Origin of the sequence: Hymenobacter metallicola (genome assembly GCF_004745645.1) — a bacterium.
Lineage (GTDB): Bacteria > Bacteroidota > Bacteroidia > Cytophagales > Hymenobacteraceae > Hymenobacter > Hymenobacter metallicola.
Window position 1 is genome coordinate 412,847 of record NZ_SRMB01000005.1, and the last position, 24,719, is coordinate 437,565.

Genomic DNA, 24,719 nt, shown 5'->3' on the forward strand with positions numbered 1-24,719 from the left:
CGCAAATAGGCTAGTCTTTTTTGCAGGGCTTCCGTACATTTAGCCAGAGCAGGATTCTGCGGGTACACTTGGCTTTTGCGGCTGAGTCGTACAGCAAGCTTCTTCCCCTTAGCCGTCGCCTGAGCAACTCCACCCTGCCACGCCCCGACCCGCACCAGTCGGTGGCCCGCGCCCAGTGCTGCCTACTGGTGGTAAGCTGCTACTCAGCAGCACAGCACCCCACCTCACCTATTGTTACTGCCGCTTAGCGGCCCGTGTTGGGCCGCCAAGTCGGCTGCGCTATGCCTTAGCCGTTCCGGCCAGCCGCCGCCGGGTCTGACTTGGCTTGCTGCCCGCCCGAAGCAGCCCACCTATTGCCGCCAGACGCTTTCTATTCTTTTCTCACCCTATCTATTCTTTCTCAATGAAAACTTTTGAAACAACCTTCTTTGGCCGGTGCGGTGCCGGGGCTAAAACCCTGTTGCTGGGTCTGGCTTGTGCCAGCAGCCTCGGCGCTACTGCCCAAACAACGACACCGGTGCAGCAATACGGCCTGCTGAAAGTAGCCGGCAACAAGATTGTGGATAAGAACAACCAACCCGTGAGCCTAGCCGGCAACAGCCTGTTTTGGAGCAACGACGGCTGGGGCGGCGAGAAATACTACACGGCCAACACGGTCGGCTGGCTCAAGAATAACTGGAATGCCAAAGTGGTGCGCGTCGCTATGGGGGTGGAAGACAGCGGTGGCTACATCAGCAATCCGGCAGGCAACCGGCAGAAGGTGAAGACGGTGGTAGATGCGGCCCTGGCCCAGGGCCTGTACGTCATCATCGACTGGCATTCTCACCACGCCGAAAGCTACCAGGCGCAGGCCATTGCCTTTTTTCAGGACATGGCCCGCACCTACGGCAGCACGCCCAACGTTATCTACGAGGTGTATAACGAGCCCCTGCAGGTTTCCTGGACCGGGGTGGTGAAGCCCTACGCCGAAGCCGTGGCCGGGGCCATCCGCGCCATCGACCCCGACAACCTGATCATCGTCGGCACGCCCACCTGGTCGCAGGATGTGGACGTGGCGGCCAGCAGCCCGATTACGCGCTACTCCAACATTGCCTACACCCTGCACTTCTACGCCGCCACCCACAAGCAAAGCCTGCGGGACAAAACCCAGGCGGCCCTCAACCGGGGCGTGGCCGTGTTTGTAACCGAATACGGTACTACCGAAGCCTCCGGCAACGGCTACGTCGATGCCGCTTCCACCCAGGAATGGATGTCGTTCCTCAAGCAAAACAGCATCAGCCACGCCAACTGGTCCTTCAACGACAAAGCTGAATCGTCCTCGGCCCTGAAGCCCGGCACCAGCCCCACGGCGGCCTGGTCGGATGCCTTTCTGACCCCATCCGGTTCCCTGGTGAAGGGCTACATTCAAAACTGGAACGGCACGACTACCGGTGGTGGGGGTGGAGGCGGCGGCACAACTCCGCCGCCCGCCACGGGCACCGTGGTGCAGGCCGAAAGCTACCAGGCCATGGCCGGGGTGCAAACCGAAACGACCTCCGACACCGGCGGCGGCCTGAACGTGGGCTGGCTGGACCCCGGCGACTGGATGGTCTACTCCGTGAACATTCCCACGGCCGGCAGCTACCTGATTCAGTACCGCGTAGCCAGCCCCAGCGGCGGGGGGCGCATCAGCCTGGAGCAGAACTCGGGCACCACCCAGCGGGGCACCGTGAACGTGCCGGCCACGGGCGGCTGGCAAACCTGGACCACAGTTTCGCATACCGTGACCCTGGCCGCCGGCCCGCAGGATATTGCCATTGGCGTGCCCGCGGGCGGCTTCAACATCAACTGGTGGAGCTTCAGTCCCGCCCCGGCCAGCCGCACGACGACCGTAACGACGGAAGCTGTATATCCCAATCCGGCCCAGAGTCAGGTGGTGGTCAGCGTACCGGCGGCCACGGGTGCGGTGCAGCTCACGATTCTGGATTCCGAGGGCCACGAGCTGAGCCGCCGCAGCATTCGGGGCACGGCGGCGGGCCAGCAAGTAGCCCTGCCCGTAGCCGGCCTCGAACCGGGCGTGTACCTGGTGCGCATCGTCCAGAACGGGCAGGTAGAAACCCGGCGCTTTGTGAAGGAGTAGGCGCCCAGGGTACTGACCAAAAAAGCCCGCCGTATGCTTTATACGGCGGGCTTTTTAGCGGGCTATTACCAGAATTCAACCTTGTGGGTAAGAATATTACTTCACTTCGAATTCCTCGGTGTAGAATACTTTCCCGTCTTCGCCTTTCAGCGTCGCGGTGGCCAGGAGCTTCTTGCCCTGCTGCCGGAAGCGTAGCAGCCCGTAGTGCTTCTGATTTACGAGGGGGCCCACGCGGTACTGGTTTGCCTCGCCCGTATTCTGGCTGGCCGGGTGGGTCAGGCCGCTGGAGGTGATTTCGTAAATCGGGTGCTTCTGGCCGGCCAGGGTCAGCTTGGATACTTCACCAATGTGCCGGTCGCCGCTGATGAGCAGTACGCCCTTGGCCTTGCTCGAAATCAACAGGTCGAGCAGGCGCTGGCGGGCGGCCGGAAAGTTGGCCCACTTCTCATAGGGGTGCTGCTGGGGCAAAAACTGAATACCCGAACCCAGGATGTGCACGTCGGCATCGGAGCCCGTGAGCTGCTGCTGTAGCCACTGCCACTGCGCTTCGCCCAGAATGTCGCCGGTGGGGTTGGGCAGGTAGGCCCGGTCGGCGCCGCGCTGCAGCTCGTCCTGAAAATACCGGTCGTCGAGCAGAATCACCTTCACTTTTTTGCTGCCGGCCTGGTAGGTGTAGGCCGCGTAGATGCCTTCCTGCTGGCGGCGGGCACTGGTTGGGGGCTCCTGCAAAAAATCCAGGGCCAGCTGCTGACTTTCCTTTTTGAAAGGGTATTCCTTGCCCGCGTCGTTGCGGCCGTAGTCGTGGTCGTCCCAGGTACCGATGATGGTAGGCACCTGCTGGCGAAACTGCTGGTAGGCCGGCAGGTTGAACTGCGTCGTATACTTGCCCTTGAGCACCTGCATATCGTCGGTGTCGCCGTAGATATTGTCGCCGAGCCAGATCCAGACGTTGGGCTGGTCGCGGGCAATATCGTCCCAGAGCGGCTGGGGCAAATCGATGCGGTTGCAAGAGCCAAAGGCCAGCGTCAGCTCCTTCTTTTTCTGGGCCCGAGCCGTGGTGCCACCCAGCAAGGCGGCGCTCAGCAGGAGCAGGAGGGATTTTTTCATAGCGCAAAGATGCTACTTACTCGGTGCTGCCGGCATGAAGAGTATGTTAAGCCTGCGAAAGCAGGTGCGTGTTTGGCTTGGTAGTTTGAACTATCCGCGAAAAGTTTCCCTCTCTAAAGCCAGAGCGGTCCTACTTTTGCACGGCCGCATACGCTGCCGGTGGTCCTGGCCGTTTTCAACCTCAGGATGCTTCTCCTTACCTTCTATTCTCTGCCGCTGTGATGATTTCCGCTGCTTCTGCTCTACCAGCCGCCCCGTCGCGGTTTCGGCCCGTGTATCTGTTCCTCGTACTTGGGCTGTTGCTCACTCAGTTTGCCCAGGCCCAGCAACTGCGCGGGGTCGTCATTGACCAGGAAACCAACCAGGTATTACCCTTTGCCAGCGTATCAGTGCCCGGCACCACGCTGGGCACCACCACCAATACCGAGGGCGAGTTTACCCTGCGCGTGCCCAGTCTGCCCGTAACCCTGCTGATTTCGGAGCTGGGCCACGTGCGCGACACCCTGCGCGTAACCTCGGCCGCCGAGCCCATCCGGGTGGCTTTGTCCACGGCCAATATCACGCTGCCCGAGGTAAAGATTGGCTCCTACGCCTTCCGCCTCGTCGATAGGGCCTTCCGCCAGCTACAGCGCAGCTACGGCAAGAAGTTCTACGGCAAGGCGTTCTACCGCCAAACGACCCGCATCGGCGGCGAGCCGACCGAGTTGCAGGAGGTGGTCTGGAATGTGAAGTCGACCACGGCCCGCATCGAGGGCACCGCCATTGCCCAGGGCCGCTACGCCGCCAAGCAGAGCCTGACCAGCTTCAGCAACTTCTCGCTCTACACCAAGTCCTACGGCCTCTACGACGCCAACGCCGACACGACCAAGTCGCTGGCGCTGCTGAGCCCCAATGCCGTGAAAAACTACTTGCTCGAGCTCAAAGGCATTGTGGCCGGGCCCGACAGCACCAAGGGCGGCATTGCCGAAATCGACTTTGAAACCCGCCCCGAACTCACCAAATACAAGGCCCAGGGCACGGTCTGGATTGACGTGGACAGCTACAAAGTGGTGCGCTACCGCATGACGACCCCCAACTTCACGGCCTCGACTTCCAACATCAACCAGAAGTTCCGCAACACCAAGCTCGACATTGAAATGTCGTTCCAGAACTCGACCGAGGAAATTGCGCCCCTGGAATACATGAAGGTAAACCTGTCCGCCGAGCTGACTTCGCCCGGTAAGCCCGCCACCCCGCTCACCGTGTCGTCGTTCACCTTTTTCTACGACACCAGCACCACGCCCACCAGCATTCCCTACGCCCGCGTGAGTGTGCAGGACCGCGACCTGGAGGCCATCAAGAGCATTAAGTACAACCCCGAGTTCTGGGCCAACAATCCGGTGGTAAAGCGCACTCCGGTGGAAGATGAGGTAATTCAGTCGTTCGAGAAGAAAGGCGCTTTCGGCACAATGGTGCCCAAAGCGGCGGCCAAGCCCGATGTACGCATCGACAGCAATGGCCGCGTTGTCAAGTAACGGAGTTCTGAACTGCCCACAAAAAAGCCCCGGAAGCAACCTCCGGGGCTTTTTTGTGGGGTAATGCAAGCTTCTTGCGCTACGGATTAGTGCTCCACATGCCGGCTTCCTTGATAAAGATGCGGCGGCTGAGCTTGAGCTGGGAAATAATGAACTCGGCCAGGTCCTCGGGCTGCATCACCTTTTCGGGGTTGCCGTCGGTCAGGTTGTTGCCGATGGCCAGCTCGGTGGCTACGGTGCTGGGCGTCAGGGCCGACACCCGGATATTCTGCTTGCGTACCTCCTGCATCAGCGACTCGGTGAGGCCCAGAATGGCAAATTTGGAGGCGCTGTAGGCACTGGTCGTAGCCGCCCCGCGCTGGCCGGCGGTAGAGGCAATGTTGATAATGTCGCCGGTTTCGCGGGCTATCATCTGGGGCAGCACGGCCCGGGTGGTGTAGTAGGTGCCCAGCAGGTTTACCTGAATGATATGCTCCCACTCGGCCGGCTCCATATCGACGAGCTTGGCAAAAGTGCCGATGCCGGCGTTGTTGATCAGGATGTCGATGGTGCCCAGGGCTTCCAGAGCCTGGGCCACGGCGGCTTCTACGGCGAGGCGGTCGGCTACGTCGGCCGTGACGACCACGGCTTTCACGCCCAGCGCCTCAATTTCTTGGGCTACTTCCCGCAGCTGGCTTTCGGTGCGGGCCAGCAGGGCCACATGTACGCCTTCCCGGGCCAGGGCTAGGGCTACGGCCCGGCCAATTCCTTTCCCGGCTCCCGTTACCAGGGCTGTTTTTCCGGCTATTGCTTGCATCGCAAATGAGTTGAAATGAATGATAGGGTTGTATAACCGGGAACGGGCGTTGGGGTTGTCGGCTGGCAAAAGAAAGGTAGATTTCAGCCCGCCGGGTCAACTGCTCAAAGGCAGTTCCATCTGAATATTGCACCGCTCGTAGGGCGAAGGCGGGCCCGATACGGTTTTGCGAAAACCCAGCTTGTGGTACAGGTTCAGGGCGGGCCCAAGCTTGGTGTTGCTTTCCAGATACAGCCGCCGCGCTCCTAGCTCCCGGGCCCGGGCCACGGCGGCCTCTCCCAGCCGCTGCCCGATGCCCAGCCCCTGCGCCGCCGGCGACACCGCCATTTTGGCTAGCTCAAACGTGGCGTCCGGCATCTTAATCAGGGCGCAGGTCCCTACGATCCGGCCCTGGTGCTGGGCCAGCAGAATGTGCCCGCCCGGCCGCAGGATGTAGTCGTCGGGGTGGTTCAGCGACTTCAGGTCGGTTTCCTCCAGGCGGAAGTACCGCTCTATCCACTCGGCGTTGAGGCGCTTAAAGTCGGGCTGGTGCTGGGGAGTATAGTCCAGAATCTGCACCTGAGCAGCTACCCGCTGGTCGCGGATGGTTTTGACCCGGCTGGCCAGGCTCTGGCGCGACAAGGCATACTCCATTTCTCCGATGGCCAGCCACAGGTTGTGCCGGGTGTCGGCCAGCAGCTCTTCGGTGGCCTGGCGCACATCGGCCGCCTGCTGCTGCAGGGTAGGCCACAGGTCGGCCCCCGACGGCGTGAGCGTTACCAGGCTGCGGCGCTGATCGGCTTCCCCGCGCTGCACCTGTACCAAGCCGTGCTTAGTCAATTCTTTTAAGACCTGACTGACGGCCGCATGCGTGTGGCCGATGCGTTCCGCAATTTCGCCCACGTGCAGATCGGGCGTAGATGCCACGGTGTAGAAAACCGGAAACCAGCGGGGCTCGAAAGGCACGTGGTACAGGGCATAAACTGCGGCCGCCTGGGTGGTCATTTGCTCGCTGAGGCGGCGCAGGCGGCTTCCCAGGGCCGCCGGCCCGAGTTGTTCAAAAAAGTCCATGGTGCAAGTGTAAGCATTTGTGTAAGTACTTACAAAATATATTGAGGCTACTACGTACACGCTCTCTTGGGGCTGATGCACCGGGGGAAAGCGCACTGCCCGGCGCAGCTTTAAAGCCGGGCCGCTGTCTTTTCGCCCCAAAGGCTTTACCTTCCCACCTCAACCTTCACACATTCTTTTGGAATGAAAAAACTTGCTCTGGGCGGCCTGCTCGCCTGTGCGCTGCTGGCTTCCTGCAACCAGCAGAAAACCACCGACCAAAACACAACCACCGAGAGCGGGGGCGCCGAAGCCAAGGACCTGCCCAGCTTGTTCAGCAACTACTGGGAAGAGCAGTCCAAGCTGTTTCCGCTGAGCGCCACAGCCCAGGGCGACAACCGCTACAACGACCAGCTGCCCAACGACCAGACCCGGGCTTTCCGCAACGGCCTGCAGGAGTTTTACCAGCGCTACCTCACCCAGCTCCAGCAGTTTGACCGCGCCCAGCTGTCGGAAAACGACCGGGTGAGCTACGACATTTTCCAGTACGACCTGCAGATGCGCCTCGATGGGCTGAAGCAGAATATCGTGGTGGGCGGCGACTATCCTAACAGCTGGATGATACCGTTCAGTCAGTTTGGTGGCCTGCCCATTTCGTTGGGGCAGTTCGGCTCGGGAACGGGGGCGCAGCCCTTCAAAACCACCCAGGATTACGACAACTGGCTGGGCCGGGTGCATCGCTTCCCGGTGTGGGCCGATTCGGCCATCAGCAATTTTCGTCAGGGCATGAAAGCGGGAGTGGTGCTGCCCCGGGCCCTGGTGCAAAAGATGATTCCCCAGATGCGGGATTTGGTCGTGACGGATGCCGCCAAGTCCTTGTTCTACGGCCCGGTCAATGCCTTTCCCAAAGACTTCAGCGTAGCCGACCGCAAGCGAATTTCCTCGGCCTACCAGGAGGCGGTTCTGACGGAGTTGTCGCCGACGTATAAGAAGCTGGCCGATTTTCTGGAAACAGAATACTTGCCCAAATCCCGCCCCAGCACTGGTAGTAGCGCCCTGCCTAACGGCCCAGAGCAGTACCGGTTCCTGGTGAAGTTCTGGACCACGACCGACAAAACGCCCGAGGAAATCTACCAGACCGGCCTGGCGGAAGTAAAGCGGATTCGCGCGGAAATGGAGCGGGTCAAAACCCAGGTGGGCTTCCAGGGCGACCTGCCGGCTTTCTTCCAGTACCTGAAGACCGACCAGAAATTCATGCCCTACAAAACGCCCGACCAGGTGCTCGGGGCTTTCCGTAATATTCAGGCTAAGATTGACCCCAATCTGAAGAAGATGTTTGGCCGGGTACCCAAAACCGGCTTCGAAATCCGGCAGACGGAAGCTTTCCGGGCTGCCTCGGCTTCGGCTGAGTACAACCAGGGCACGCCCGACGGCTCCCGGCCCGGTATCTTCTACGTGCCTATCCTGGACGCCAAGACCTTCAACACCACCTCGGGCATGGAGTCGTTGTTTTTGCACGAAGCCATTCCCGGCCACCACTACCAAGTGTCGTTGCAGCAGGAAAATGAGCAGCTGCCGAAGTTTCGCCGCTTTGCCTGGTACGGGGCCATGGGCGAAGGGTGGGCGCTCTACACCGAGAGCCTGGGCAAAGAGTTGGGCCTCTACACTGACCCGTATCAATATATGGGGGCCCTGGGCGACGAAATTCACCGGGCCATTCGCCTCGTGGTCGACGTGGGCATGCACACCAAGAACATGACCCGCGAGCAGGCCATCCAGTACATGATGACCAACGAGGCCATCAGCGAGCAGGGCGCTACGGCCGAAATTGAGCGGTATATGGCTATTCCGGGCCAGGCGTTGAGTTACAAGATCGGGCAGCTCAAGATTCGGGAGCTGCGCGAGAAGTACCGCACTCAATTAGCCGCCGGGGCTTCGGGCAAGCTGCGCGAGAAGTATCCGCGTCAGAATGCCGAGCACTTCAGCCTAAGTGCCTTCCACGACGAACTACTCAAGGACGGGGTAATGCCGCTGTCGGTGCTGGAGCGCAAAATGGATGACTGGGCCGCTGACCAGAAGTAGGCCGATGCGCTTGAACAAAAGGGGTGCCCATCGGGTGCCCCTTTTTTAGTTGGGTAGTTTGTTCGTGTCTGAATACCTCTAATCACTAGAGTAGCTGATACTTGGGTTATAAGAATACGATTGAATAAAACCTAGAAAATAGTACGTGGTATGACGGCAGCGAAATTTTGCTGGTGAGCCTGATTCCTGCATATTTTTCACTGGAATCAATCAGATATAAGACATTTAAGTAGTGAAAAGCCTGCCTATACTGATGTATCTACATATGTAAGTAAGGCTTTAGTAATAAGCAGCGGTCTAACTTCTGCCAACCACAATTGCAATATAGCAAGAATGCTATAAGTAGTGTGGGCTAGGGTTTAAAACCCTGAAAATCATGCAGTAGCTTTGCACTGTCGAGCTGTGGATACTGGTGGGCACAGTCGACATTTCGCTCTGCTTGCCGCCTGACACATCTATGCGCATTTTTACTTTTACTGGCGGGCTCAGTCGAGTCCTGAGCCAACGGGTTTGGCGTGACCACACAGCCCAACACTTTCTAGCCGTGCTGCTGCTATTACCCGCTTTCGGGGCCGTGGCCCAACGGGCCAGGGGGATAGACGGTAACCGTACGGTGGCATCTGGTACGGTCGTCGTCAATGAATACGCTAAGGTTACGGCCGATGCGGCGGCCGGTACCACTGCCCTTACCGTGGCCAGCAACACGCTGAATGCCAACAGCCGCTTTCCCGGTCCCCTCACGCAGGGCGACCTGATTATGCTGATTCAGATGCAAGGGGCCAGCATCAACACCACTGATGGTGCCAGTTATGGTGCGGTAACAGCGTATAACAACGCCGGCCGCTACGAAATTCTGGAAGTAGCTGCGGTTTCCGGTACAACAGGCATCACCCTTACCTGTGGTCTGAAGTACAGCTATACGGCCGCGGGCCAGGCGCAGGTAGTGCGTCTGCCGCGTTTTAGCACGCTCACCGTCAACAGCGGGGCCACCATCAGTGCTACCGCCTGGGACCGTACCAGCGGCGTGGGTGGCGTGCTGGCCATGGAGGTAGCCAACGGCACCACCCTCAACGGGACTATCAACGCTACCGGCCTGGGTTTTCGGGGTGGCGTGCTCGACAATTCTTCTGATGCCAGCAACGTCTACGTAACGGGCTACCGAGGCTTGGCTCCCGAATACGGGGCTGAAAAAGGGGAGGGCATTGCCGGTTTTCAAGCCGACTACGACGCCCTGAACGGCCGCTACGGCCGCGGTGCTGCTGCCAACGGCGGCGGGGGCGGCAATTCCCACAACGCGGCGGGCGGCGGCGGGTCCAATGTAGGCGCTACTGCCTGGACCGGCACCGGCAACCCCGACCGGGGCGCCTCCAATGCGTATGACGCTGCCTGGAATCTGGAGAGCCCCGGCTTTGCCACCACGGTGTCATCGGGTGGGGGCCGTGGGGGCTATAGCTACGCCTCCAGCAACCAGGATGCCCTAACGGTAGCCCCCGGCAATAACAGCTGGGGTGGCAACAATCGACAAAATACCGGCGGCTTTGGCGGCCGGCCGCTCGATACCCGTGGCCGTCTGTACTTGGGCGGCGGGGGCGGCGCCGGCGACGGAAACAATAGCGTATCAACCTCGGGCGGTAACGGCGGGGGGGTAGTATACCTGCTCACGGGCGGAGCCGTGGCCGGGTCGGGCTCTATTCAGGCCAACGGGAGTACGGGTGTGCGAGCCGGCAACATCGCCACCTCGGGAGGCACCGACGCAGCCGGCGGCGGGGGCGGCGGGGGCAGCATTGTGCTTCACGTGAGCGGTACCATCACCGGAATTACGGCCAGCGCCCAGGGTGGCACTGGCGGCTCGCAGCGCGACGCTGGCGTCGAGTCAGAAGGCCCGGGCGGCGGCGGGGGCGGCGGATTGATATCGTTTACCAATAGCCCCGGAACCAACTTCACGGCGCAGGTACTGGGCGGCGTGAACGGAACGACCTCCTCGACGGCCCTGACGGAGTTTGTTGCCAATGGTGCTACCCGCGGCGGCGACGGCCTAACGCAAATCATTCTCTACAACGAGCAGTGCGCCGTGGCCGACGTCAGCACGACGCTGGAGCCCCTGAGCAATCCAACTCTGGCTGGCCAGCCCGGTGGTTTCACCGCTACCTTTGCAAACGCCGGCCCGGCGGGAGCCAACGAGGTAATAGCACAAGTGCAGTTACCAGCCGGGCTGACGATGCTGTCTATTTCCAATGGGGGCAGTTACGATTTCGCGACGGGCTTGGTGACCTACCCCAACCTGAGCATGCTACCCAGCGGCCCGTCGCTCGTGTCGGTTATCCGCTTTGTGACGCCCCCAAGCGGTCCGATAACGGCCTCATCCTCTATTTCGACTACTACCGGGCAGGGTAGCAATACCAATCCGGATGCGGCTAATGCTTCCTTCAACGTGACCCCGGTGGCCGATGTCACAACCTCTATTGTGGGCTCCGGGGTACTGGGGCAGGGACAGGCTTCGGGTACTTTCGCCGTGAACTTCACCAATAACGGCCCGTCATCGGCGGCCAATGTGGCGCAGTCCGTGACGTTGCCTGTCGGTAGCACGGCAGTTTCGGCGCCGGGGGCGCAGTCGGTTGTCACAAATACTAACAACACGGTAACCATCACCTATCCGCCGGCAGCTACGCTGGGGAGTGGCTTGACCAACACGTTCCAGTTCAGCTTTACGGCTCCTCCTACTACAGGCTCAGTTAGCCTGGTGAGCAACACCGGCACCAGCACCAACCAGGGAGCCAATGCGGCGGCCGACCAGTTTACCTTCAACGCGACAGTAACCAGCGCTACGGCCGAGCTTCAAGCTGGTATTACGGCTGCGTCCAACTCGATTCTCTCCGGACAGGAAGGCTCGTTTAACGTGGTTTTCCGCAACAACGGCGCCGACGGAGCTTTCAATGTAGTTGCCCAGGTGCAGCTGCCCGCGGGCCTGGTGCTGACCGATGCGGCGGGCGGCTCCTACGACCAAAGCACCGGCAAGCTTACGTTCCCTGGCTTGACCACGCTGAGCAATGGGGCTACTTTCTCGCCGGTAATTAAGTTTAACGGTTCGGTTACTGGAGGCACCGTTACGGCTACCGCTTCTATTACTTCGGGCGCTTTCGACTCGAATACAAACAACAACTCGGCTACGGCCAGCATCATGGTGACGCCCACGGCCGACGTGGTGACGACCATCAGCGGCCCGGCTACGGCGGCCGCCGGCTCGGCCGTAACCTACGTGGCCAGGGTGCAGAACAATGGCCCTTCGGCAGCCACCAGCGTGGCGCCCACGGTACAGTTGCCCAAAGCCCTGTTGTCGTGGACGCTGCCCTCGGGAGCCAGCTACGACGTGAACACCGGCATTGTAACCCTGCCTCCAATTAATTCCCTGGCTAACGGCAGCTCCCAGGACTTTTCTATCACCTTCACGTTGCCCAACAACAACCAGCCTGTAAGTGGGCAAGCCCGGAACACGGCCGGTACCAACGACGCCGCGGCTCCCAACAACAACGGCAGCCAGCCTGTGGCCAACGTAACAACCACCGTGACCCTGCCTGCCGGCACCTGCGCCGGCACTACGTTCAACGGGCAGTCGGCGACGCGGGGACTGTATGCCGAGTACTTCAAAGGCTATTTCAACGACAACTTCTCGTACTTCAACACCACCCCGAGCCTTACCCGCAGCATAGCCAACGTGAACTACACCAACCGCAACGGCTGGGGCGACATCACGACGGCCATTAACTCGGGCACGGCCGCCGACCCCGACAACTACTCGTCGCGGATGCGGGGCTACATCACCATTACCACCGGGGGCACTTACACCTTCTCGCTCTACAGCGACGATGCTGCCTGGCTGTGGGTGGGCAACAACGCCCGGGACGCCTCCTTGCAGGCTTCCAAAGCGGTGGTAGACGCCCGCGGCGCGCACAGTGCGGCTACTTATACGGGTACCGTTACGCTGGCGCCCGGCACCTATCCGGTGCAGTTGCTCTACGGCGAAGCCGGTGGCGACAACGTGCTGACCTTCTCCTACAGTGGCCCCGACACAGGGGGGGCTACCCAGGTGGTACCCAGCTCGGTGCTGTGCTCTACGCAATTTGGCGGCCCGCTCCCCGTTGAGCTGACCCGCTTTACGGCCGTTGCCGTCGACTTAGACACCCAGCTTGACTGGACTACGGCGCAGGAACAAAACAGCGCCTATTTTGAAGTAGAGCGCTCCGTAGCTGGCCAGCCTTTTGGTGCTATTGGTCGGGTGGCGGCCCAAGGGAATTCCACCCAGCTTCGCCGGTATAGCTACCAGGATGCTGGCGCGGCCCGGGTGGCAGCTACCGTCTACTACCGTCTCAAGCAGGTTGATCAGAATGGCACAGTGGCCTACTCGCCGGTCCGTACTGTCCAGTTTGATGCAACTCCGCAATTTTCCGTAGCTCCCAATCCAGCCACCGACCTGCTTCAGGTGCGCTATACTGATGCTACCGGGCCGGCTACGGCCACAATCTATACGGTGCTGGGCCAGCCAGTGCTTAGCCAGGTGCTAAGCCCCAGCGGAAAGACCGATCTGGATGTGCGCAGCCTACCGGCGGGTAGCTACGTGCTCCGCCTGGTATCCGCGCAGGGCAAGGTGCGAAGTGTACGTGTTGTGAAGCACTAAGAAGGTAACGGCAATCAACCTGCTTTCTGGGGTTGATGCCAGCTTAGAAAAAATGCCCCGTTTGCCCAGAATTTTGGGCAAACGGGGCATTTTGTGGTTCAGACAGCTAGTCCAGGACACTCTCTATCAGGTTGTCGAACCGCCGGTTGTCGAGCCGCCGGTTGTCGAGCCAGTGGTGCTGCCCGAAGTCGTACCCGAGGTAGTGCCGCCAGTTGTCGAGCCGGTCGTCGAACCGCTGGTAGAGCCAGTCGTAGAGCCCGAGGTTGTACCCGACGTTGTGCCGGTTGTAGAGCCCGAGGTAGTGCCCGAGGTAGTGCCAGTCGTGCTACCGGAAGTAGTGCCACTGGTGGTGCCCGTGGTGCTGCCGGAAGTAGTGCCACTGGTGGTGCCCGTGGTGCTGCCGGAAGTAGTGCCACTGGTGGTGCCCGTGGTGCTACCCGAAGTAGTACCGGAGGTGGTACCCGTGGTGCTGCCGGAGGTAGTTCCCGAAGTGGTGCCGCTCGTGCTAGAGGTGGTTGAGCCGGAAGTCGTGCCGGAGGTAGTACCACTGGTACTGCTGGTGGTACTACCGGAAGTACTACTCGAAGTGGTACCGTTGGTAGAGCTAGTCGTAGAGCCCGAGGTTGTACCAGAAGTGGTACCGGAGGTTGTGCCTGATGTCGTGCCGGAAGTGGTAGAAGGCGTGTTGTCGTCATCGTCATCATCGTCGCAGGCAGTGAAGGCCAGTGACGAGCCGAGCAGAGCAGCCGTCAGAAGAGGAAGCCAAGGCTTTTTCATAGCGAAAGAAAAGTGTAGTGGTGATAGAATGGTTGATTCAATGCTAGCTTATACGTCTGTAAATCATGTATTTAAGTAAAGTAAGGCGCTGAATAAACACGGATTTTACTAGTTGTAGAACGCATGCTACGTACTTGTTCCGTGTAAACTATCCGTGGTTATCAGGATTTTACCCTCATAATTCGGGCTTTGTATTGTGTGCAACTGGTTGATTTATAGATGGTACTGTTGAAATGAGCTCTTCGCGGAAGTAAAGCTGCTGCCCGCGGCCGCCCGTAAGCAGCGTCGGCTGAGCCCAATTCCTGAACAAAACGCCTTCTTACTGGTCGTTAGGCTGCACTTACTTCCCACCTATGCGCCACTTGACCACCGCCGACATCGAGCGTTTTGAGAAAGTCTACCGCCTCAACCTGATCAACTCTATCACCGGCTACAAGCCTGCCAACTTAATCGGCACGGCCTCGGGCGAAGGAGCTACCAATCTGGCTATTTTCAGTTCCGTGATTCACCTGGGCTCGGCTCCGGCCGTGCTGGGCATTGTGACGCGGCCTGCCACGGTACCGCGCCACACCTACGAGAACATCAAGGCTACCGGCTGCTACACCATCAACCACGTGCATGCTGACTTTGTGGCCGCCGCCCACTACACCTCGGCCGAGTTTGGCCGAGAGGAATCCGAGTTTGCGGCCTGTGGCTTTACCCCCGTCTACCGCGACGAATTTCCTGCGCCCTACGTGGCCGAAAGCCGCATCAGCCTGGGCCTGCGCCTGAAGGAGGAGCTGCCGGTGCACAATGGCACGGTGTTGCTGGTCGGGACGGTAGAGCATATCTACTTGCCTATCGAGGTGCTCCGGCCCGATGGCACCCTGGATTTGCAGCTGGCCGGCGACGTATGCATTTCGGGTCTCGACGGCTACCACCAGGTCAAGCCGCTGGCCTCGTTTGCCTACGCCCGGCCCGGGCAAGGGCCACAGCCCAAGTAAGAGAATCTGCCGGGGCTGCCAACGCCCCGGCCCGATGTGCGTTTAACTAGGTTCCTGATTTTTCGCACCAGACGTTTCTTTCTATGGCAACTCCACTTTGGCAAACCCTGAGCCTGGGTACTCTGGCTGGCCTGCGCAGCCTGACGCCGTTGGCTTTTCTAAGCAATTCCTTTTCCAAGCATCAGTCTGAAGCACTGAAAGCTTCGCCCTTCCGGCTGCTGCAGTCCGGAGCCGCCGCTACGGGCCTGAAAGCCTTGGCCGCCGGGGAGATGGTAGCCGATAAAGTGCCCGGCATGCCCGACCGGATTACGCCCACCGCCTTGCTCGGCCGGAGCTTGTCGGGGGCGCTGATGGGGGCGATGGTGTATACATCGAAGCGGCGTTCCTGGCTGGGCGGCGGCTTGCTCGGGGGCCTGGCCGCCGTGGCCGGCACCTACGGCAGCTTTTATTTGCGCCAGCGGCTGGGCAAGCAAACCAAGCTGCCCGACTTGCTGTGGGCCCTGGTTGAAGATGCCACCGTATTCAGCAGCAGCAAAGCCGCCAGTCGTCTCAATCAGCCCGCCGCCCGCCGCGACGCCTACGTACCCCGGCATTTGCCCGCCAAGCCCTCGTACCACCCCAACTATCCGTCGCTGTTTTAGCGTCCCGCCGGTACGTAACTACAACAAGGCCCCGCAATCAGCTTGGTTGCGGGGCCTTGTTGTAAACCCAAGTCAGAAGCCGCCTTACTGCGTGCGGCCCGAGCCGCTGCTTTGGTTGGCCGTGCCGGTATTTTGGCCCGTGTTGGTCGTAGTCGGGGCCGAGCTGTTCTGCGAGGGCGCTTTCGAATCGTTCAGACTGTTATTGTTGCGCGCTTCACCAGCGCCGGCCGGGGTGCCCGACGGATTCTGGGGCGCGGTGCTGTTGCTGCCACCGGGGCTGGAGTTTACCGCGTTATCCGTCGACTGGCTCATGTCGGCGGCGGAGCCTTCACCTCCGGCGGGCTGCACGTTTTGCTGCGTATTCACGCTGTCCATGTTGGTTTCAATAGAGCGGGCCGGGGGAGCAGTCGAGAAGTCGTTGACGTTCTGCCGGTCTTCACCGGGGGTGCCGCCTCGGTCACAAGCTGTCAGAGAAGCTGCGGCGCCCAGCACGGCAGCCAGCACAAAGCGCTGAGTGAGTTTCATAGTTTGGGTGTTTGGAGTACAGAATAGAGTTGGTGGGAGCTATACGGAAAAGCCGGGCTCTATAGCTGAAGTAGGCTGGGCATAGTGGCTGAGTACTGATGCCAAAGTTCGATGTAGTTTTGCCCCATGCCCATTCCAGCCCTTATGAATTGGAGCGGGGGAAAAGACTCGGCCCTGGCCCTCTACCACGCCCTGCACGACCCCCGCTACGAGGTCCGCCACCTGCTCACCAGCGTCAACAGCCACTACCAGCGCGTCTCGATGCACGGGGTGCGGGTGGAACTGCTCGACGCGCAGGCCCGGCAAATCGGCCTACCCCTGACCAAGCTGGAGCTGCCCGAAGCCCCCGACATGGCCCAGTATGAGCAGCAGATGCGCGCCACGCTGGCACCCTTGCAGGCTCAGGGCATGCACCACGCCATTTTCGGCGACATTTTTCTGGAAGATCTGCGCCGCTACCGCGAAGAGCAACTGGCCCGGGTGCAGATGCAGGCCGTGTTTCCGCTCTGGCAGCAAACCAGCGCCGAGATTCTGCGCCAGTACCTGAGCCTGGGCTTTCGGGCCATTATTGTGTGCGTTAATGAGCAACACCTCGCCGCCAGCTTCTGCGGCCGCCTGCTCGACGAAGAGTTCCTGCGCGACCTGCCCCCCGGCGTCGACCCCTGCGGCGAAAACGGCGAGTACCACAGCTTCGTGTTTGAGGCGCCCTATTTCCGGGCACCCATTGCCTTCGAGCGGGGCGACTTGGTGCGGCGAACCTACCCGGCCCCGGGTGGGGGCAAGGAGGCCGGCTTCTGGTACTGCGACCTGCTGCCCGGGCCGCCCCGCTAGCCGGTAGCTCAGGAGGGTTGCACCTGCCAGCGGCCGGCATCGTAGCGGCAGTCGGTAGCGGTGCCGCCCTCACGCAGCACCCAGTTGCCGGGCCGCCCCAGCCACTGTAGCTGGCCATCGGGCAGCACCGTGTTGGCAAAGTCGTGGGAGCATACGGCAAGGCTTTCGGTTTCTACCTGATTCACCGTCAGATACTCTACGTACTGTAGCCGCAGTTTGCCCGCATCGATACAGTTGGGGTGCAAGGCCAGGTTGTGAGCCGGGCTGGGCATGGCTGCCGAGGGGTAGAGCAACCCATCGAAGGCGGTGCCCAGCTGGCAGGCCTCGGCAATGGCCACCGACAGCCGGTAGTGGTGCTGATTATCATCGTGCACCGAACGGGTAAAGGCCTTGGTCAGGAAGTTGGCTATGGGCCGGATACCTTCCGGGAGTTGCGTTAGGGCCTCAGCTAGGGCTTTTTCCCGGTCGGAATGCGGATCATCGGTACAGACGTCGGCGTAGCCAAAGCTGGCCAGACGAAGCGGCTGGTGGGTTTGCCAGCGGGTAATAACAATCCGGTCATTGGGCTGTACTCCGGCTTCGAAAAACGGCGGATGCCAGGTGGCGCTGCAATAAAACATGGGTACGCCCGCCCGGTTGGCCCGCTGGTCGGCCACGACCAGCTCCGGTGGTGGGTAGGAGAGGTGTTTGACGTGGGTGGGCAGCTCCTGGCAGGCCTTGCCCCGATAAAGCAAAAGGCCAGGCGCAAACTCGATGAGGCGCAACGTGTGCCCCTGCAGCAAGTCCCGAATGCGGGCGACTAACTCGTCGATGGAGTGCTTGCGCAAATCCAGATGCTGCAGCGAGGCTATTTTATGCTTGGTCTCTTCCACGGTCGACTCGGGCCGAGTCGTGGGTTGGGATAAGGCCATATTCGTGTGGGGTGGGTGGTAAGCAATGAGGGGCAGAAAGGAAAAGAGCGGCGTGGAAGAGGGCGGGAAAGGGCAAAACTGAACGGTAGAGGGCGGCCGTAAAGCAGCCGAAGTATCGACCGGCCCGTGGCTGAGCTACCGGGCGCAGGTCTGGGCAAGACGTGCAGGTAGCTTCAGACCACGGATTCCAGTCGATACTTCGGGTAGGCTTTAGCCAGAAAGGCTGTTAAAACTCGTAGGTGTCGCGGTAGCGGCGGGCGTAATCCTCGGAATGCTCGTGGTGGCCGCGGGGCGCGTACTTGCGCTTGTCGCGCAGCAGCAGGTAGCCCAGGCCGCCCACTAAGGCTGCCCCAATCACCCACTTAGGCAGCGGGCTTTCCGGTGCCGGCGGCACCGATACCACGCCGGTTTCGTCGGCAATGGCCGGGTGGCCCACGTAGCGGCCCTGGCTGGGCACGGCTTTCTGCTCAAACTGCGCCGATAGTTCGTGCAGCTGCTGGCGCAGTTCGGCGCCGTGCATCGGAATCCCGTGCCCGGTGGCGGCAATCTGCGGTTCCAGAGCGGCTAGCTTGTCTACCGAGGCGCGGGCCTGCAGCCAGTCCTGGGTGAAGTAGGCCGGCGGGCCGTGCACCTCCTGGCGCTGCTGCCACACCTCCGAACCCGACTCCTGCTTCACCGTCACGAAGGCGTCGCCGGCAAGCAGAGTCCGGTCGTACTCGCGGAAAAACGAGACGTGGCCCGGCGTGTGGCCCGGCGTGTGCACCCAGCGCCACTCCGACAGGAACGGCACCGTACCGTTCAGGGGCAGAGGCTGCACGCGGGAACCCAGATCAATCGGCTTTTTGGGATACAGAAACGACATGGCCGCCATGGCCCCGCCGCCTACGGTAGGATCTGGCGGGGGATAGGAAGAGCGGCCCGTCAGGTAGGGCAGCTCCAGCGGGTGGGCGTATACGGGCACGTCCCATTCCTCGGCCAGGGTTTTGAGGGCCCCGATATGGTCGAAGTGGCCATGGGTGAGGATGATGGCCGAGGGCGGGTTGTTGGGGCCGAAAATCTGCTCGGCATTGTGCTTGATTTTGGTGGCCGAGCCGGGCAGGCCTGCATCTACCAGCACCCAGGGCTCCAGGGGCGAGGACGTGTCGCGCACGAAATACAGGTTCACGAACACATTGCGCAGCCCCCATACTCCGGGAACTACCGCCTGAAGTGCAGGCGTATTGGCACGGTTTGCGGTGTTTGGCATAAGGTGAGGTGGGTTGAGTGAGGGTAGAGGCGGCCCCGGCCCAAGCCGGGAGTAACCAAACAGAAATACGCAGCCGCCGGGGTTAGGATGGCCTCCAACCGACATTTACTGCGCCGAATCGGGGGCACTGTTGAGGTTGGGCTTGGCGGGCTGTTCAGGTTCGCAGATGCACAGTACTTCGCGTGTAGGCTTGGGAACCTGATAGTTAGGCAAGGAAATTTCTTTCATGTACACTACCTCCAAGCGCCGTAGCGGCGGGTGGGTCGGATTTTCGTGCCAGATGCGCAGCAGGTAGTTGCAGTAGTAGGGCCGCATGTACTCATTGCTTACAAACAGGTAATTCTCGGAGTACTTGCGCCACCGGTCATTCTTGTGCAGGGCCATAACCGAGGCGGGCTTGGCATACGTTACCGGTTGGCCGTCGCGGTACAGGTCCAGGTGCTGGCCCGCCGTGGTTGTGCCGTCCAGGATATACCAGCCGTCGTCCTTGAAGACGGCCGGGGCAAACATGCCCCAGTGCTGGTCGACGCGAAACAGGTAGCCAAACCAGCGCAGCGGCTGCGACATGTAGAGGGAAGGATTGTTGACGCTATCCAGATTCCACCAGACCACGTAGCCCAATACAACGGCTACTGCGGCATTGCGCACATTGCGCAGCAGAAACCGGCGGCCCTCCGTTAGGGGCAGGTTATGCTCTACGCTTAGGCGCAGCGGTAGCTGCAACCGGCGCAGGTGGGGCCGCACCCGGGCCAGCTGCTCGGTAGCCCAGGGGCGCCAGCGCTGGGCCCCCGTGTGCAGGTTTCGGTCTAGCCAGTTCATGGCCACCGGCGGCAGCAGCCCCAGCACCGAGGCCATGTTGATGAGGAAAAATAAACCTACAAACAAGGTCAGGCTAATGCCCAGATGAAAGGCGTACATCACCCCCACAAACAGCAGGCGCCACCAGGTTACTCGGAAGGGAATAAAGAGCAGGAAGGGCAGGAGCAGCTCGGTGTAATAGGTGGCAAAGGTGAGCCCCTGCAGCAGGGAAGCGTAGGGGTACAGCAGGCGGCCGCCGGGCATCAGCACTTGGTCCAGGCTGAGGGCATAATAAATGGCGGTGCCTTCAGTACGCCATTCCGGGGCGCTTTTCAGCAGGGCCGTACACCAGTACACCAAGGCAATCTGGACGATGTAGGCCACGGTGGCCGCGCTGAAATACGTTACCTTTTCCGGTGGGCCTAGCCGGCGGGCGTCCCGGGAGTAAAAGCGGCCCCAGGGCAGAAATAAGGCCCAGAACAGCAGCATCCGCAGCAAATCGTCGCCCCCTTGACCGATGAGCGGATTACGGTTCTGCACCGAAACCAGCAGTACCCAGGTAACCAGCGTAGCCAGCCGGGTATGATACCCGACTAGCAAAGCCACGGCTCCTGCCGCCTCCAGCAGAAACAGAATTGCCTGCACCTGCCACAACCCACTGATGGCGTGCAGGGAAAGTTGGTAAGGATTCCAGCAGTACTGATACAGCACGTGCAAGGGCAACACCCCCATGTTGGAGTAGTGGGCCTCCAAATCAGTACTGCGAATACCAATGTCCAGCAGAATCACGGCTGCCACGGCGATGCGCATCAAAGCCAAGGCGCGCAGGTCAAGGACAAACGGACGGCGGAGTAGGGTAAGAAATCCGGGCATAAACTCCCGTGGTCGGGAATAGGGGTGAAAGAAAAAAGGCGAAAAAGCACGCCATCCGGGGTGGATGGTGGGCCTTTTCGCCCTTGCGTAGCCGCGTTAGGTTAGACGCGAATAGCTCTTACCGGGTTGTGGAGCCCGACGTGCTGCCACTGGTGGTGCCGGAAGTAGTGCGGCCTGAGGTAGTGCCGCTGGTAGTGCGGCCCGAAGTCGTGCTGCCACTGGTAGTGCTCCGGCGTGTGCCGGTGGTGCTGCCCGAAGTAGTGCCACTGGTGGTGCGGCCCGAAGTCGTGCCCGAGGTGGTGCCCGAAGTAGAACCGGACGTGCTACCGGAAGTAGAGCCAGAGGTGCTTCCCATGGTCGTAGCGCCGGAAGTCGAGCCCGAAGTAGTGCCACTGGTCATAGAGCCCGAGGTGGTACCGCTCGTCATTGAACCGGAAGTTGAACCAGAGGTCGAGCCACTGGTCATAGAGCCGGAAGTTGAGCCGCTGGTCATCGAGCCGGAAGTAGTAGTCGAGCCCGAAGTAGAGCCGTAGGTTCCGGAAGTAGTTCCAGAGGTGGTACCACCGGCCGTTGACCCGCCCCCCGTGCTGCCGCTGGTCGTAGTGCTGCCAGTGGTCGTGGTGCCGCTGGTCGTGCCATAGGTATCGGTGCTGGTGCCACTGGTCGAGCCACTCGTGGAGCCACTACCCATATCCGTGCTGTTCATGTTGGAAGAGCCGCTGGTCGAGCCACCAGTACCGGTTTTGCTAGCGTTGCAGCTAGTCATGGCCAAGTTGCCGCCCAGCAGGGAGGCCGCCACAAGTAGGCCCCACGGGGCAAATGTTTTCTTTTTCATAGCAGGTAGAATGTGGAGGTTGGGAATGGGAAGAAAAGCACACCTTAGGGAATCATGCTCCGGTAGAAGCTTCTGGGAAACTGTAAAAAGGGCAATTACCTTATGGCAACCGCCCTTTTTGCAGTTTTCTAACCAGATCCGAATTATAAGCCGCCGGTAGTACCGCCACCGGTGCTACCGGTACCGCCAGCGGTGCTTCCACCAGCCGTAGTACCGCCAGCAGTGGTACCGCCCGCCGTCGAGCCTCCGTCGGTTGAGCCACCAGCAGTGGAGCCACCGGCAGTGGAGCCACCGGCAGTAGTTCCACCAGCCGTTGAGCCGGTGCTACCAGCGGTAGAGCCACCGCCCATATCGCCGCTGCCGGCCGTTGAACTGCCGCCCATGTCGCCGCCAGTGCCCCCGCCCATCGAGCTAGTATCCGTGCTCATAGAAGCATCATTGGTGCTGGTTGCTTCTTCAGTTGCCATGCTGGAGCCACCGCCATTTTCAGCAGTTCCGCTGCCGTTGTTGTCACCGCATGAGCTAAAAGTCAGAGCGCCCATACAAAGGGCCGCTGTCAGGATCATTATCCGTGGTTTGTGCATGATAGTAGGAGCAAAAGAACAGTGAAAGAAATAGTTTTGCCCCTGCTATACGGTTGGTTATGAATAAATAATCAAAATTTATCTAAAAATAAATACTTAATTTCATGAATTAACACGGATGTGAGAAGTACGCTAACTCCACTGTTGCACAGAATAGCCTGGCCCATACTAAGCGTGTCAGCAGCTAATTAAGCACGCTTTCCTATCTTAGCTGCGCTTGTTGGTTCGTCTATCCGTTACAGAGCCAATTTGCTTTCTACCGAATCCGTTAGCCTACTTATCACTCCTTACGTTGTTATTCTATCCTTTTTGGCTTCTATTCCTATGACTACTACCGCATCTACCACTATTCTCTTCGACGGCGTCTGCAACCTCTGCAGTGGCTTCGTGCAGTTTATCATTGAGCGCGATACGGCGGGCTATTTCCGCTTTGCGTCCCTGCAGTCGGCCGTGGGGCAAAAGCTGCTGGCCCAACATGGCATCACACTACGGGAGACAGGGCCAGAAACAGTAATGCTGGTAGAAAACGACCAGGTCTATACCCATTCCACCGCCGTCCTGCGCATTGCCCGGCAACTAGGAGCCGGCTGGCCGCTGCTGTACACGTTTATCATCGTGCCCAAAGTGCTGCGCGACGCCGCCTACCGGTTTGTGGCCCGGCACCGCTACCAATGGTTTGGCCAGACCGAGGCCTGCATGCTGCCGACTCCCGAGCTGCGGCAGCGGTTTTTAGCGTAGCGGCCCCTTCTATCTTTTGGGCCGGAGCCACTACTTTTACCGGCTCCACGACGCGCGCTACCGGCCACTTGCCGGTGAAGGCTTGCCCGCGCGTCCTTTCTTTTCCCGCTTTTCCACCCAATCCAATGCACGTTCTTCAGCTCGACGGTATCGACCAGCCTCTTCATTTGCAGCAAGTACCCACGCCCGAGCCCGGCCCCGGACAGGTGCTGGTGCAGCTCCACGCGGCGGCACTTAATCACCGCGACGTCTGGATTCAGAAGGGCCAGTACGCCGGGCTGCGTTATCCCTGCATTTTGGGCTCCGATGGTGCGGGTGTGATTACCGAACTGGGAGAAGGGGTAGAGGAGGCCTTACGCGGGCAGGCCGTCGTCATCAATCCAGGCCACAACTGGGGCGACAATCCCCACGCCCAGGCCCGCAGCTTCACGATTCTAGGGTTGCCCCACCAAGGCACCTTCGCGGAGTACGTAAGCGTAGACGCCCGCTACGTGCGGTCTTTGCCCCAGCACCTGTCATTTGAGCAGGCCGCGGCCCTGCCTTTGGGCGGTGTTACGGCTTACCGGGCCGCTTTCACTCGAGCCCGACTACAGCCCGGAGAGCGGGTCCTCATTACTGGCATCGGCGGCGGCGTTGCCTTGCTGGCTTTGCAGATGGCCGTCGCTGTTGGAGCCCAGGTGTGGGTTACGTCGGGTTCAGCGGCTAAGCTCGAGCAAGCCCGGCAGCTTGGGGCTAAGGGCGGGGCCAGCTACAAAGAAGAAAAATGGGCTTCGGAGTTGGTAAAACAAGCAGGCGGCCCCTTCGATGTTATCATCGACAGCGCCGCCGGAGCCGGTTTTGAAGCGCTGCTGGACGCCGCTGCGCCGGGTGGGCGCATCGTTTTCTATGGTGGTACCCTGGGCGCTATTCCGCAGCTGCCCCCGGCCAAGGTGTTTTGGAAGCAGCTTTCCATTCTGGGCTCTACCATGGGTACCGAGCAAGACTTTGCGGCTATGCTCAGCTTAGTCGAACAGCATAGGCTGGTGCCGGTCGTCGACCAGGTGTTGCCGCTGGCCCAGGGCGAAGCCGCCATGCGTCGGATGGATGAGGGCCAGCAGTTCGGTAAGATTGTGCTGAAAATCAGGAGCTAAAAAATTGTCAAAATGCAGAAAATATCCAGGTTTCAGTGAATGTTGGCGGCCGGGGTTTTGTTATTTCTACAGCTGAGAGTACTGCGTTTAACAAGCTGCTGAAGAACATGAAAAACCCTGCTGAATACCTGGATAAACACGTTTTTGAAGCTCGTCGTCCGCGCAAGGAATTGCAGCCGGTCGTAGCTTATGCCGATGCCGTGCAGGCCATTGAGCAAGCACTGGCCGACGCGGAAAAATACAAGTATTTGCTGATGCGCGCATTGCGGCGGCACGCCGATGATGTGAAAGGCGTATCCTTTACCCCCGCAACCGGTACGCCGGTGCTGGCTCTGTATCCGGAAGCCGAAGAGCGGGAGCAGGCGGCCTAAAGAGTATACTATACAATTGCCCTTATCGACGGGTGGCCCCCACTTGGAGCCACCCGTTTTTTGCGGGCATTGAGCTCGACGCTAACAACACCCTGGCTGTCAAATCCGAAAAAGGAGCAGTGCCCGGCTATTTATCTACCCGCTGACTGCCCAGCTT

Annotated in this window: 20 protein-coding genes; 10 read left to right on the top strand and 10 right to left on the bottom strand. The window is 60.3% G+C overall.

Going from position 1 to position 24,719, the window contains the following annotated elements; translation table 11 throughout:
• Positions 1-403 precede the first annotated feature (403 nt).
• A complete protein-coding gene (locus E5K02_RS22440; RefSeq protein WP_135398176.1) occupies positions 404-2,119 on the top strand; it encodes a cellulase family glycosylhydrolase in 1,716 nt (571 codons plus the stop codon).
• A gap of 96 nt (positions 2,120-2,215) precedes the next feature.
• Here E5K02_RS22440 and E5K02_RS22445 read toward each other — a convergent pair whose 3' ends face one another.
• Entirely contained in the window at positions 2,216-3,226 is a 1,011-nt protein-coding gene (locus tag E5K02_RS22445; RefSeq protein WP_135398178.1) for an alkaline phosphatase D family protein, read from the bottom strand.
• Between the two features lie 221 nt (positions 3,227-3,447).
• On the opposite strand from E5K02_RS22445, the gene E5K02_RS22450 reads away from it, so the two are divergent.
• On the top strand, positions 3,448-4,740 hold the full coding sequence (locus E5K02_RS22450; protein ID WP_240737414.1) for a carboxypeptidase-like regulatory domain-containing protein: 1,293 nt from the start codon (positions 3,448-3,450) through the stop codon (positions 4,738-4,740).
• A gap of 79 nt (positions 4,741-4,819) precedes the next feature.
• Here E5K02_RS22450 and E5K02_RS22455 read toward each other — a convergent pair whose 3' ends face one another.
• Positions 4,820-5,536 carry a 3-ketoacyl-ACP reductase gene (locus E5K02_RS22455; RefSeq protein ID WP_135398183.1) on the bottom strand — a complete coding sequence of 239 codons (717 nt, stop codon included), beginning with the start codon at positions 5,534-5,536 and terminating at the stop codon, positions 4,820-4,822.
• Between the two features lie 96 nt (positions 5,537-5,632).
• On the bottom strand, positions 5,633-6,586 hold the full coding sequence (locus tag E5K02_RS22460) for a bifunctional helix-turn-helix transcriptional regulator/GNAT family N-acetyltransferase (protein ID WP_135398185.1): 954 nt from the start codon (positions 6,584-6,586) through the stop codon (positions 5,633-5,635).
• Between the two features lie 183 nt (positions 6,587-6,769).
• On the opposite strand from E5K02_RS22460, the gene E5K02_RS22465 reads away from it, so the two are divergent.
• Both E5K02_RS22465 and E5K02_RS22470 read left to right on the top strand, forming a co-directional pair.
• Positions 6,770-8,647: a DUF885 domain-containing protein gene (locus tag E5K02_RS22465; protein WP_135398187.1), complete on the top strand. Its 1,878-nt coding sequence runs from the start codon at positions 6,770-6,772 to the stop codon at positions 8,645-8,647.
• A gap of 544 nt (positions 8,648-9,191) precedes the next feature.
• Positions 9,192-13,319 carry a PA14 domain-containing protein gene (locus tag E5K02_RS22470; RefSeq protein WP_167856545.1) on the top strand — a complete coding sequence of 1,376 codons (4,128 nt, stop codon included), beginning with the start codon at positions 9,192-9,194 and terminating at the stop codon, positions 13,317-13,319.
• Positions 13,320-13,445: 126 nt separating this feature from the next.
• On the opposite strand, the gene E5K02_RS25810 is transcribed toward E5K02_RS22470, so the two are convergent.
• Positions 13,446-14,096, bottom strand: coding sequence for a hypothetical protein (locus tag E5K02_RS25810; RefSeq protein WP_206026005.1), 651 nt, complete (start codon positions 14,094-14,096; stop codon positions 13,446-13,448).
• 353 nt (positions 14,097-14,449) lie between these two features.
• Here E5K02_RS25810 and E5K02_RS22480 point away from each other — a divergent pair, with 353 nt between their 5' ends.
• Positions 14,450-15,079 carry a flavin reductase family protein gene (locus tag E5K02_RS22480; RefSeq protein WP_135398192.1) on the top strand — a complete coding sequence of 210 codons (630 nt, stop codon included), beginning with the start codon at positions 14,450-14,452 and terminating at the stop codon, positions 15,077-15,079.
• An 83-nt stretch (positions 15,080-15,162) separates the two neighbouring features.
• The gene (locus tag E5K02_RS22485; protein WP_135398194.1) at positions 15,163-15,720 is read left to right on the top strand and encodes a DUF4126 family protein; all 558 of its coding nucleotides are present in this window, start codon (positions 15,163-15,165) and stop codon (positions 15,718-15,720) included.
• An 84-nt stretch (positions 15,721-15,804) separates the two neighbouring features.
• Here E5K02_RS22485 and E5K02_RS22490 read toward each other — a convergent pair whose 3' ends face one another.
• The gene (locus E5K02_RS22490; protein ID WP_135398196.1) at positions 15,805-16,245 is read right to left on the bottom strand and encodes a hypothetical protein; all 441 of its coding nucleotides are present in this window, start codon (positions 16,243-16,245) and stop codon (positions 15,805-15,807) included.
• Positions 16,246-16,371: 126 nt separating this feature from the next.
• Here E5K02_RS22490 and E5K02_RS22495 point away from each other — a divergent pair, with 126 nt between their 5' ends.
• On the top strand, positions 16,372-17,076 hold the full coding sequence (locus E5K02_RS22495; protein ID WP_240737406.1) for a Dph6-related ATP pyrophosphatase: 705 nt from the start codon (positions 16,372-16,374) through the stop codon (positions 17,074-17,076).
• Between the two features lie 8 nt (positions 17,077-17,084).
• Here the strand turns inward: E5K02_RS22495 and E5K02_RS22500 are convergent, their stop codons facing one another.
• From E5K02_RS22500 to E5K02_RS22520, 5 genes are all read right to left on the bottom strand, one after another.
• Entirely contained in the window at positions 17,085-17,987 is a 903-nt protein-coding gene (locus E5K02_RS22500; protein WP_135398198.1) for an RES family NAD+ phosphorylase, read from the bottom strand.
• Between the two features lie 226 nt (positions 17,988-18,213).
• Positions 18,214-19,233, bottom strand: coding sequence for an MBL fold metallo-hydrolase (locus E5K02_RS22505; protein ID WP_135398201.1), 1,020 nt, complete (start codon positions 19,231-19,233; stop codon positions 18,214-18,216).
• Between the two features lie 105 nt (positions 19,234-19,338).
• Positions 19,339-20,904, bottom strand: coding sequence for a hypothetical protein (locus E5K02_RS22510; RefSeq protein WP_240737409.1), 1,566 nt, complete (start codon positions 20,902-20,904; stop codon positions 19,339-19,341).
• 118 nt (positions 20,905-21,022) lie between these two features.
• Positions 21,023-21,739: a hypothetical protein gene (locus tag E5K02_RS25695; RefSeq protein ID WP_167856546.1), complete on the bottom strand. Its 717-nt coding sequence runs from the start codon at positions 21,737-21,739 to the stop codon at positions 21,023-21,025.
• 143 nt (positions 21,740-21,882) lie between these two features.
• Positions 21,883-22,167, bottom strand: a complete 285-nt coding sequence (locus tag E5K02_RS22520) for a hypothetical protein (protein WP_135398203.1) — start codon at positions 22,165-22,167, stop codon at positions 21,883-21,885.
• Between the two features lie 480 nt (positions 22,168-22,647).
• Here E5K02_RS22520 and E5K02_RS22525 point away from each other — a divergent pair, with 480 nt between their 5' ends.
• The 3 genes from E5K02_RS22525 (at position 22,648) to E5K02_RS22535 (ending at position 24,562) form a co-directional block, all read left to right on the top strand.
• The gene (locus E5K02_RS22525) at positions 22,648-23,061 is read left to right on the top strand and encodes a thiol-disulfide oxidoreductase DCC family protein (RefSeq protein ID WP_135398205.1); all 414 of its coding nucleotides are present in this window, start codon (positions 22,648-22,650) and stop codon (positions 23,059-23,061) included.
• 125 nt (positions 23,062-23,186) lie between these two features.
• Entirely contained in the window at positions 23,187-24,191 is a 1,005-nt protein-coding gene (locus E5K02_RS22530) for a zinc-binding dehydrogenase (protein WP_135398207.1), read from the top strand.
• A gap of 107 nt (positions 24,192-24,298) precedes the next feature.
• A complete protein-coding gene (locus tag E5K02_RS22535; protein ID WP_135398209.1) occupies positions 24,299-24,562 on the top strand; it encodes a hypothetical protein in 264 nt (87 codons plus the stop codon).
• Positions 24,563-24,719: the final 157 nt, after the last annotated feature.

What these genes read in the sequence shown, in the direction of transcription:
- E5K02_RS22440 (WP_135398176.1), top strand. Translation starts at nt 404, where the DNA reads ATGAAAACTTTTGAAACAACCTTCTTTGGCCGGTGCGGTGCCGGGGCT.
- E5K02_RS22445 (WP_135398178.1), bottom strand. Translation starts at nt 3,226, where the DNA reads ATGAAAAAATCCCTCCTGCTCCTGCTGAGCGCCGCCTTGCTGGGTGGC.
- E5K02_RS22450 (WP_240737414.1), top strand. Translation starts at nt 3,448, where the DNA reads ATGATTTCCGCTGCTTCTGCTCTACCAGCCGCCCCGTCGCGGTTTCGG.
- E5K02_RS22455 (WP_135398183.1), bottom strand. Translation starts at nt 5,536, where the DNA reads ATGCAAGCAATAGCCGGAAAAACAGCCCTGGTAACGGGAGCCGGGAAA.
- E5K02_RS22460 (WP_135398185.1), bottom strand. Translation starts at nt 6,586, where the DNA reads ATGGACTTTTTTGAACAACTCGGGCCGGCGGCCCTGGGAAGCCGCCTG.
- E5K02_RS22465 (WP_135398187.1), top strand. Translation starts at nt 6,770, where the DNA reads ATGAAAAAACTTGCTCTGGGCGGCCTGCTCGCCTGTGCGCTGCTGGCT.
- E5K02_RS25810 (WP_206026005.1), bottom strand. Translation starts at nt 14,096, where the DNA reads ATGAAAAAGCCTTGGCTTCCTCTTCTGACGGCTGCTCTGCTCGGCTCG.
- E5K02_RS22480 (WP_135398192.1), top strand. Translation starts at nt 14,450, where the DNA reads ATGCGCCACTTGACCACCGCCGACATCGAGCGTTTTGAGAAAGTCTAC.
- E5K02_RS22485 (WP_135398194.1), top strand. Translation starts at nt 15,163, where the DNA reads ATGGCAACTCCACTTTGGCAAACCCTGAGCCTGGGTACTCTGGCTGGC.
- E5K02_RS22490 (WP_135398196.1), bottom strand. Translation starts at nt 16,245, where the DNA reads ATGAAACTCACTCAGCGCTTTGTGCTGGCTGCCGTGCTGGGCGCCGCA.
- E5K02_RS22495 (WP_240737406.1), top strand. Translation starts at nt 16,372, where the DNA reads ATGCCCATTCCAGCCCTTATGAATTGGAGCGGGGGAAAAGACTCGGCC.
- E5K02_RS22500 (WP_135398198.1), bottom strand. Translation starts at nt 17,987, where the DNA reads ATGGCCTTATCCCAACCCACGACTCGGCCCGAGTCGACCGTGGAAGAG.
- E5K02_RS22505 (WP_135398201.1), bottom strand. Translation starts at nt 19,233, where the DNA reads ATGCCAAACACCGCAAACCGTGCCAATACGCCTGCACTTCAGGCGGTA.
- E5K02_RS22510 (WP_240737409.1), bottom strand. Translation starts at nt 20,904, where the DNA reads ATGCCCGGATTTCTTACCCTACTCCGCCGTCCGTTTGTCCTTGACCTG.
- E5K02_RS25695 (WP_167856546.1), bottom strand. Translation starts at nt 21,739, where the DNA reads ATGAAAAAGAAAACATTTGCCCCGTGGGGCCTACTTGTGGCGGCCTCC.
- E5K02_RS22520 (WP_135398203.1), bottom strand. Translation starts at nt 22,167, where the DNA reads ATGAGCACGGATACTAGCTCGATGGGCGGGGGCACTGGCGGCGACATG.
- E5K02_RS22525 (WP_135398205.1), top strand. Translation starts at nt 22,648, where the DNA reads ATGACTACTACCGCATCTACCACTATTCTCTTCGACGGCGTCTGCAAC.
- E5K02_RS22530 (WP_135398207.1), top strand. Translation starts at nt 23,187, where the DNA reads ATGCACGTTCTTCAGCTCGACGGTATCGACCAGCCTCTTCATTTGCAG.
- E5K02_RS22535 (WP_135398209.1), top strand. Translation starts at nt 24,299, where the DNA reads ATGAAAAACCCTGCTGAATACCTGGATAAACACGTTTTTGAAGCTCGT.